The 9266-nt window shown below is 71.3% G+C and carries 7 protein-coding genes; 6 read left to right on the forward strand and 1 reads right to left on the reverse strand.

What is annotated here, in order from left to right; translation table 11 throughout:
- The first annotated feature begins 71 nt into the window (after nucleotides 1-71).
- The 5 genes from AB0N17_RS17950 (at nucleotide 72) to AB0N17_RS17970 (ending at nucleotide 6511) form a co-directional block, all read left to right on the forward strand.
- Nucleotides 72-1226, forward strand: coding sequence for a PAS domain-containing protein (locus AB0N17_RS17950; protein ID WP_366012278.1), 1155 nt, complete (start codon nucleotides 72-74; stop codon nucleotides 1224-1226).
- 190 nt (nucleotides 1227-1416) lie between these two features.
- Nucleotides 1417-3108 carry a hypothetical protein gene (locus tag AB0N17_RS17955; RefSeq protein ID WP_366012279.1) on the forward strand — a complete coding sequence of 564 codons (1692 nt, stop codon included), beginning with the start codon at nucleotides 1417-1419 and terminating at the stop codon, nucleotides 3106-3108.
- 202 nt (nucleotides 3109-3310) lie between these two features.
- Nucleotides 3311-3985, forward strand: a complete 675-nt coding sequence (locus AB0N17_RS17960; RefSeq protein WP_366012280.1) for a hypothetical protein — start codon at nucleotides 3311-3313, stop codon at nucleotides 3983-3985.
- Nucleotides 3986-4120: 135 nt separating this feature from the next.
- Nucleotides 4121-4714 carry a PadR family transcriptional regulator gene (locus tag AB0N17_RS17965; RefSeq protein ID WP_366012281.1) on the forward strand — a complete coding sequence of 198 codons (594 nt, stop codon included), beginning with the start codon at nucleotides 4121-4123 and terminating at the stop codon, nucleotides 4712-4714.
- A 72-nt stretch (nucleotides 4715-4786) separates the two neighbouring features.
- Nucleotides 4787-6511 (forward strand): acyl-CoA dehydrogenase family protein, encoded by a 1725-nt coding sequence (locus AB0N17_RS17970; protein WP_366012282.1) that lies wholly within the window; start codon nucleotides 4787-4789, stop codon nucleotides 6509-6511.
- Nucleotides 6512-6586: 75 nt separating this feature from the next.
- Here AB0N17_RS17970 and AB0N17_RS17975 read toward each other — a convergent pair whose 3' ends face one another.
- The gene (locus AB0N17_RS17975) at nucleotides 6587-7429 is read right to left on the reverse strand and encodes a hypothetical protein (RefSeq protein WP_366012283.1); all 843 of its coding nucleotides are present in this window, start codon (nucleotides 7427-7429) and stop codon (nucleotides 6587-6589) included.
- A gap of 257 nt (nucleotides 7430-7686) precedes the next feature.
- On the opposite strand from AB0N17_RS17975, the gene AB0N17_RS17980 reads away from it, so the two are divergent.
- A partial coding sequence (locus AB0N17_RS17980) for a GAF domain-containing protein (protein ID WP_366012284.1) occupies nucleotides 7687-9266 on the forward strand: 1580 nt, incomplete at its 3' end.

Genomic DNA, 9266 nt, shown 5'->3' on the forward strand with positions numbered 1-9266 from the left:
GCCCCATCCCTCACGGGATACGCATGAGGTATCACCCAAAGTGATGTAGTGCAGGGTTGAAGGAGTTGGACGTGAACGAGGTTGATCTCAAGGCGTTGCTCGAGCCCCTGTCCGTCTCCCGGTGGGAAGCCGACGGCGTCCTGGGCGTGATCGACGACGGGGACGCCGCGTTCGGGGACCGGCACACCACCCACCGCCTCCTCAGAGGAGTGGCGATCGGGATGGCCGACCGGCCGGACGACGACCTGTTCGCCACGTTCGCCGACCTCGCTCCGGCCGCGGCCTTCGTGCGCGACGCCGCAGGCCGTCACCTGTGGGCCAACCACGCCTACGCCCACCTGTACGGCCGCACGCGCGACACCGTGATCGGCCGTCACCTCGCCGACGTCGACGAAGCCGGTGACATCGCCCGCTTCCTCGCCCTCGACCAGGAGGTCCTGACGCGCGGCCGGCCGGTGCGGCACACCCTCACCTACCGGCGCGGCGACGGTCTCCCGGGCCGCGCGGCGGGCTACCGCTTCCCCGTCCGCTGGGGCGCGGCCCGCTGTGTCGCGGGCATCTACGTCGACGTCACCGACCACGCCCAGGCGCTCGACCGGCGACAGCGCGCCGAGGCCGACTTACGGACCCTGCGCGACCACAGCGGACTGCTCTGCGTCCGCCTGACCCCGGACGGCCGGGTCAGCGAGGCCGGCACCGCGGTCGCCGACGTCCTGCGCATCCGGCTCTCCGACCTGATGGGCCTGCCGGCCGACACCCTGATCGCCAGGACACCCGAACGAAGCGCCCTGCACCGGATCTGGGACGACCTGATCAGCGGCCGGCGCCGGAGCGCCCGCGCCTGTGCCGTACTCGTCGACCGGGACGGCTGGCGGCGCCGGGTCCGCATCCATCTGAGCGCCGTGTGCGGCACGACGCCCGGGGTGTCCGGCGTGTGGGCCGTCGGCACTCACCTCGGCCTGCGTCACCAGGCCCGGCCGGACCTGACGGCCACCCAGGTCCGCATACTCACCCTGCTGGCGGCCGGGCACAGCAACGCGGACATCGCGGGGACGCTGCGGCTGTCCCGGCAGACGCTGGACTACCACCTGAGCCGCCTGCGCGGCCTGCTCGACGCCGCCACCCGCCCGGCGCTGGTCGCCCGGGCCTATGTGCTCGGCATCCTCTCGGCGCAGGCCTGGCCGCCCCGGTCCTCGACGGCGCCGAACCCCGCGAGCCCGGTCTGAACCACCGCTCCCGTCCCCGGGCCGCTCAGGGCCGGCCGGAGCGCACCGGGGTGGCGCCCGCCGCTCTCCGGCTGTCGCCCATCGCCGATGAAGTCAGGACTTGATCCATTACGCTGCTCCACACACGCTTTGCGCACCAAGTGCGACCGGTTCCCGGCACTTAGGCGGTCGGGTGATTGAGGGGCGATGCATGGACTACTACGATCTCGGCACCTACAGCCGCCCCGTGACGACCTCCTCGCCCGAGGCGCAGCTCTGGTTCGACCGCGGACTGATCTGGACGTACGGCTTCAACCACGAGGAAGCCGTCTCCTGCTTCGAAGCCGCCGCGGCGGCCGACCCCGGCTGTGCCATGGCGTACTGGGGCATCGCCTACGCACTCGGCCCCAACTACAACAAACCGTGGGACTTCTTCGACCAGCAGGACCTCGCGCGCACCGTCGAACGTACCCACGCCGCCGTGGAACTCGCCCACGAGAAGGCGCAAGCCGGGGCCTCGCCCGTCGAACGGGCCCTGATCGCAGCGCTGCGCGCCCGCTATCCGCAGACGGAGGCCGTCGACGACTGTTCCGTGTGGAACGCGCCGTACGCCGACAGCATGCGCTCGGTGTACGAACTCGCCCGGGACGATCTCGACATCACCACTTTGTACGCCGACGCGCTGATGAACCTCACTCCCTGGCGGCTGTGGAACCTGCGCGACGGCCGGCCGGCCGAGGCAGCCCGCACCCTGGAGGCCAAGGCCGTCCTGGACCGGGCGCTCGCGACGGATGCCGGGGCGGGGCACATCGGCATCCTGCACATGTACATCCACCTGATGGAGATGTCCCCCACGCCCGAGGCCGCCCTGACCGTCGCCGACCGGCTGCGCGGCCTGGTGCCCGACGCCGGCCACCTGCGGCACATGCCCTCGCACATCGAGGTGCTCTGCGGCGACTACCGTCGAGTGGTGTCGGACAACGACGACGCGATCGTCGCCGACGAGAAGTTCCACGCGCGCGCCGGAGCCATGAACTTCTACACGCTGTACCGGTCGCACAACCACCACTTCAAGATCTACGGTGCGATGTTCCTCGGTCAGTACCGGACCGCCCTGGGGGCCGCCGCCCGGCTGGAGGCGTCCATCCCCGAGGAACTGCTGCGCGTACAGAGCCCGCCCATGGCCGACTGGCTGGAGGGCTTCCTCGCCATGCGGGTCCACGTACTGATCCGGTTCGGCCGCTGGAGCGACGTCCTGCGGATGCCCATGCCCGCCGACCCGGCACTCCACTGCGTGAGTACGGCGATGCTGCACTACGCCCGAGGCGTCGCCTTCGCGGCCACCGGGCGGATCGCGGACGCCGAGGCCGAACGCCGGCTGTTCGGCGAGGCGGTCGCCCGGGTGCCGGGGACGCGCATGCTGTTCAACAACACCTGTACGGACATCCTGGCGATCGCGTCGCAGATGCTCGACGGTGAACTCGCGTACCGCCGGGGCGACCACGACGCTGCCTTCGCAGCGCTCGAGCGGTCGATCGACCTGGACGACCACCTTCCCTACGACGAGCCGTGGGGATGGATGCAGCCCACCCGGCACGCGTACGGCGCCCTGCTCCTGGAGCGGGGGCGGGTCGCGGAGGCCGAGGCGGTCTACCGGGCGGACCTGGGACTCGACGACACCCTTCCGCGCGCCCTGCAGCACCCGGACAACGTCTGGGCCCTGCACGGGCTGCACGAGTGTCTGGTCCGGCTGGGCCGGGCGGGGGAGGCGCAGATCGTGGCTCAGAAGCTGAAGATCGCCCTCGCGCTGGCGGACGTGCCGATCGACGCTTCCTGCTACTGCCGCCTCGACGCGGTCCCGGGCCCGGCCGGTTCAGGGGGCTGTTGCACGACGGAGGAGTGAGCGGCCACGCCGGCGCGAGCGAGAGCGACCCGTCGGCCGCCTGAGCGCGGAAGGCCCGCCGCAGTTGGGATTTGACCAACTGGTCGTGTAGACAAGGCGGTTGATGCGGCCGGCAGGCCGCAACAGGCGGTGCTCGCGGTGACTTCCGGGTCACGTTCACCGCGGTCGCCGACCCCCCTCATGCGCAGCGAAAGGCACGTGAATGGTGAACAACGGCAGGATGCGCCACGGCGGACGGCTGGTCGCGCTCGCGGCGGCAGCCCTGGGCGTGGTCGCGGGCACGGCCGGTCCGGCCTCGGCCGACGACCAGCCCACCCGGGCACAGCTCTTGGCCGACTGCGACTCGGGTGCGGGGAAGTGCACCTTCGACGAACCGCGGTTGGGCCAGGCGTATCTCGGAGACTTCCATCGGGTCTCCGACTCGCTCTACAACTGCAGCACCTCGGCCGCCACCCAGTCGATGACCTGGACGGACACGGTGGGTTCCACGGACTCGGCCGGAGTGTCCGTGACCGCCGGCGGCAAGATAGCGGGAATCATCGACGTCAGCGTGACGGCGACGTACAACCACACCTGGTCGAGCACGCACTCGGAGGCCAGTTCCGTCAACATGACGGTGCAGCCCGGTGAAGTCGGCTGGATCTCGCGTGCGCAGGTGATGCAGCGCGTCTCCGGTACCTGGCAGACCCACTACGACGACCGGAAGTGGGGTCACTACTTCTGGTTCGTCCCCGACGTCGTCACCGGGCCGGCCCCGAACGGGACGGACGGCCGGAACAACGCGGTGGTCGTCAAGTCCAGGAAGATGACCGCCGAGGAGAAGCGGTCCTGCTCCAGCCGCTCCGGTGAGGCCAAGACGTTCGTCGTCCGGGACTGAGCCACCGGTCGCGCCCCCGGCTGCCTCGCGGTCCTCGATCCGCGGGGCAGCCGGAACGGGCGTCCGGGCGTGAGCCGCGTCGCATCGGGGCGGGTGGGCTTGCTATGCAACGAGTTGCATAACAGGATCGGCGTCATGGCGCTCGAACACGCGATCTTGGTGTCGCTTCTGGAGAAGCCGGGATCCGGCTATGAGCTGGCACGGCGCTTCGAACGGTCCATCGGCTACTTCTGGACCGCGACCCACCAGCAGATCTACCGCGTGCTCAAGCGCATGGAGAACGACGGCTGGGTCGACGTCCGGGACGTCCCGCAGCAGGGCCGGCCCGACAAGAAGGAGTACAGCGTCGCCGACCTCGGCCGGGCGGCGCTGTCGTCCTGGTTGCACGATCCGATCGAACCGGAGACCGTCCGCCACGACCTGGCCGTCAAGATCCGGGGCGCCGCCTTCGACGACCCGGCCGCCCTGATCCGCGAGGTGGAGCGGCACCGGCAGGCGCACCGGGACCGGCTGGCGCACTATCTGGCAGGCGAGGCACGGGACTTCACGGAGTCCTCGGCGCACCCGGCCGGTCCGCAGGCACCGCTCGACGCCGAGCGGGAGCTCCAGCACGTCGTACTGCGCGGCGGAATCGCGTACGAGCGGATGATGACCGACTGGCTGGACGACGTCCTCGCCACGCTGGCCCGGTTCGGTCCCGGCCGCGGACCGACGCCGCCCGCTGCGTAGATCTCCCGCCCCGTCGGTCCAGCCGTCGCAGTTCCGACTCCACCCGTCCCCCAGCCGAAAGGCACCCTCACCATGGCTGACCAGCTGCTGTTCAACCCGCGCAGCTACGACCCCGCACACTTCGACCCCGAGACGCGCCGCTTGCTCCGCGCCACCGTCGACTGGTTCGAGGAGCGCGGGAAGAGGCGTCTGATCGAGGACTACCGGACTCGCGCGTGGCTCGGCGACTTCCTCGCCTTCGCGGCGAAGGAGAACCTGTTCGCCACCTTCCTGACGCCGTCGTCCGCCGCGGGGGAGGGGGAACCGGACAAGCGGTGGGACACCGCCCGGATCGCCGCGCTCAACGAGATCCTGGGCTTCTACGGCCTGGACTACTGGTACGCCTGGCAGGTCACGATCCTCGGCCTCGGCCCGGTCTGGCAGAGCGACAACGCGGCCGCCCGCTCCCGGGCCGCCGAACTCCTCGACCAGGGAGAGGTGTTCGCCTTCGGCCTGTCCGAGAAGGCGCACGGCGCCGACATCTACTCGACCGACATGCTGCTCGAACCCGACGGCGACGGCGGCTTCCGGGCCAGCGGCTCCAAGTACTACATCGGCAACGGCAACACCGCCGGACTGGTCTCCGTCTTCGGCCGCCGCACCGACGTCGAGGGCCCCGACGGCTACGTCTTCTTCGCCGCCGACAGCCGCCACCCGGCCTATCACCTGGTCAAGAACGTCGTCGACTCCTCGAAGTTCGTCAGCGAGTTCCGCCTGGAGGACTATCCCGTAGCGGCCGCGGACGTCCTGCACACCGGTCGCGCCGCCTTCGACGCCGCCCTCAACACCGTCAACGTCGGCAAGTTCAACCTGTGCACCGCCTCGATCGGCATCTGTGAGCACGCGATGTACGAGGCCGTCACCCACGCCCACAACCGCGTCCTCTACGGCCGCCCCGTCACCGGCTTCCCGCACGTGCGGCGCGAACTGACCGACGCCTACGTCCGGCTCGTCGGCATGAAGCTGTTCAGCGACCGCGCTGTGGACTACTTCCGCTCCGCCGGCCCGGACGACCGCCGCTACCTGCTCTTCAACCCGATGACGAAGATGAAGGTGACCACGGAGGGGGAGAAGGTCATCGACCTCATGTGGGACGTCATAGCGGCCAAGGGCTTCGAGAAGGACAACTACTTCGGCCAGGCCGCCGTGGAGATCCGCGGACTGCCCAAGCTGGAGGGAACGGTCCACGTCAACCTGGCGCTGATCCTCAAGTTCATGCGCGCCCATCTCCTCGACCCGGTCGACCACCCCCGCGTGCCCACCCGCCTCGACGCGGCCGACGACGACTTCCTGTTCCGGCAGGGCCCGGCCCGCGGCCTCGGCTCGGTCCGCTTCCACGACTGGCGGCCCGCCTTCGACGGCTACGCGCACCTGCCCAACGTGACACGCTTGCGTGAACAGGCCGAGGCGCTGTGCGAGTTCGTCGCCGCAGCCGCCCCCGACGCCGAACAGAGCCGCGACCTCGACCTCCTCCTCGCGGTCGGACAGCTCTTCTCCCTCGTCGTGCACGGGCAGCTCGTCCTCGAGCAGGCAGCCCTGACCGGACTCGACGAGGACGTGCTCGACGAACTCTTCGCCGTCCTCGTACGGGACTTCTCCGCGCACGCCGTCGAACTGCACGGCAAGGACTCGGCGACCTCGCAGCAGCAGGACTGGGCGCTGGGCGCGATCCGGCGGCCGGTCGTCGACGACGCCCGTACCGGGCGGGTCTGGCAGCGGGTGGAGGCGTTGTCCGGCGCGTACGAGATGGCTCCGTAGCCGCGTCCACGCCTCACCGGTGGCCGGGCCGCACGGGGCCCGGCCACGACGGCCGCCCTGGGACGCGGCGCGCCCTCAAGGGTGTTCACGGAGCTGGAGGAGACCCGCGAGCGAGAAGCAGAGGGCGCCGGTGAGGGTGCCCCAGTTGGCGATGCCGGTGCTGACCAGGTCACCGGTGGCGGGGCGGGTGAAGGCGGCCAGAGCCGAGACCATGAACAGGACCGAGCCGACCTGGTTCACCGCCACGATCCACCAGCCCAGGCTGCGTGCCCGGACGCACGGCCGGCCGTGGCAGATCTCGGCGAGGCCCAAGTGCCCGGAGACCAGGAAGAGCAGACAGCCGATCACGTCGGGCGCCCAGATCAGGCGGTTGGTCTGCTGCACGCTCAGACCCTTCAGGAACGAGTCCAGCAGGTTGACGGCGAAGACGAGCGTGCCCGCGAAGAGGACGAACGTGCCCAGCCAGTCCACTCGCGCCGGTTCGTAGCTCCACCACCGCCAGGGGCGGGTGACCAGCCGGCCCTCGCCGCCGACGACGTGCCGCGGTGCGTTGATCACCTGGAGCAGCGAGACATAGCCACCGGTGTTGAAGAACAGGCCGCCGACGAAGTAGATCGAGGCGCACTCGGTGGCGTCACCGGAGCCGAACTGGGCGACGGCCGCCCCGGCCGCGAAGAGCAGCCCACCGACGACGAAGGCGAGGGCGGCGACGGCGTTGAGCCGGCGCAGCCGGGCGACGGCCACGGCGTCCGCACGGGTGGGCCGGCCGGCCGCCGCACCGGGCGGACGGACGGCGAGCACTCCGCGGCGCCGTGCGGGGCGGGACTCCCAGACGGCGGTGCCACCGTCGGGAGGGTGCCAGGTGAGCCTGGTGGTGAACGGTCCCGCGCCCTCGGCGCGCTGCTCCGGCTGCCCCACGGGCCGAGGGTAGACCGCGAGCGGGGCGCGGGGGCCCGCGAAACGCTGTCCCGCTCGATCGGGTGGCGGGGTGGGTGGCCGTTCCCCGGGGCCCCTCGGCGTCGGCTGCCCGGAGGCGACAGAAACGATACAAAGGGGATATGAGTGCAGTTTCGGGTCGATCCGGGCGCGACGAGCCTCGTGCGCCCAGGAGGACTCGTCGGCCCGACCGGCGCCGGCCGGGGGGAGAGGAGCGGCGGACCGGCTCCCTGCTGAGCGTGCACAGCCTCGCCGGTCAGGTCTTCCTGCTGCAGCTGGCGGTCGTGCTGCTGCTCGTCGGAGCCACCCTGGTGGTGCTCGTGGTGCAGGCGCGAGGCGACGTCATGGCGGACGCCCGCGAGCGGACGCTCGCCACCGCGCAGACGTTCGCGAACGCCCCGGGGACCGTGGCGGCACTGCACAGCGCGGATCCGAGCGCGGTGCTGCAGCCGCACGCCGAGGCGGCCCGCAAGGCCGCGGGCGTCGACGCCATCATCGTGTACGGGCTGGACGGCGTCACCCTCACGCACAGCGACCCGCGCCGGATCGGGAAACACGTCATCGGCCCTTACGCGGCGGCGGCGAGCGGCAGACCGTTCACGAGTACCTTCAAGGGGTCCCTGGGGCTCTCCGTGATCTCGGCGGTTCCCGTCCGGGATCCCGACGGCTCGGTCATCGCCATCGTCTCCGTGCCCGTCACGGTCGAGACCGTGCAGCACCGGGTGAACCGGCAGCTGCCCGTCCTCTTCGGCGGCGCCGCCGCGGCCCTCGCCGTCGCGGCGGGCGGGTCGGGCCTGGTCAGCCGGCGGTTGCGGCGCCAGACCCACGGCCTCGGGGCGGCCGAGATGACCCGGATGTACGAGCACCACGACGCGGTGCTGCACGCGGTACGGGAAGGAGTGCTGATCGTCGGCGGTGACGGGCGGCTGCTGCTGGCCAACGACGAGGCACGGCGGCTGCTGGACCTGCCGGCGGACGCGGAGCGGCGGCACGTGACGGATCTCGGGCTGGAGGAGGACCTCGCCGGGCTGCTGGCCTCCGACGGCCAGGTCACCGACGAGGTGCATCTGGCGGCGGGCAGGCTGCTCGCGGTCAACAAGCGGCTCACCGCACCGCACGGACCGGTCGGAAGCGTGGTGACGCTCCGTGACAGCACCGAGCTCCGGGACCTCACCGGCCGGGCCGACGTGGCACGCGAACGGCTGCGGCTGCTCTACGACGCCGGACTGCAGATCGGCACCACGCTGGATGTGAAGCGCACCGCCGGGGAACTGGCCGAGGTCGCGGTGCCCCGGTTCGCCGACGTCGTCACCGTCGAACTGCTGGAGCCGGTCCTGCGCGGCGAGGAGTCCCCCGGCGCGACGGCCGTGACCACCGAGTTGCGCCGCAGCGCCGTCGCCGGGCCGGACGCGGACGATCTTCTCCACCCCGTCGGCGAGCTGATCCGGTTCGTCCCGGCCCACCCCGTCTCCGTGACCATGACCGAGGGGCGGCCGGTCCTGGTCGGAGACCTGAGCGCCTCCGACGGCTGGCGGGCCCAGCACCCCGAGCAGGCCCGGCGCATCCTCGACCACGGCATCCACTCCCTGCTCGTGGTGCCGCTGCGGGCCCGCGGCGTGGTGCTGGGAGTGGTGGACTTCTGGCGCGCGAAGGACTCCGCGCCGTTCGAGGAGGAGGACATGTCCTTCGCCGAGGAGCTGGCCTCCCGGGCGGCGGTGTGCATCGACAACGCCCGCCGATACACCCGCGAACACACCATGGCCGTCACCCTGCAGCACAGCCTGCTGCCGCGCGGGCTGCCCGAACAGTCCGCCCTCGA

It is taken from the genome of Streptomyces sp. NPDC051133, assembly GCF_040682635.1.
GTDB lineage: Bacteria > Actinomycetota > Actinomycetes > Streptomycetales > Streptomycetaceae > Streptomyces.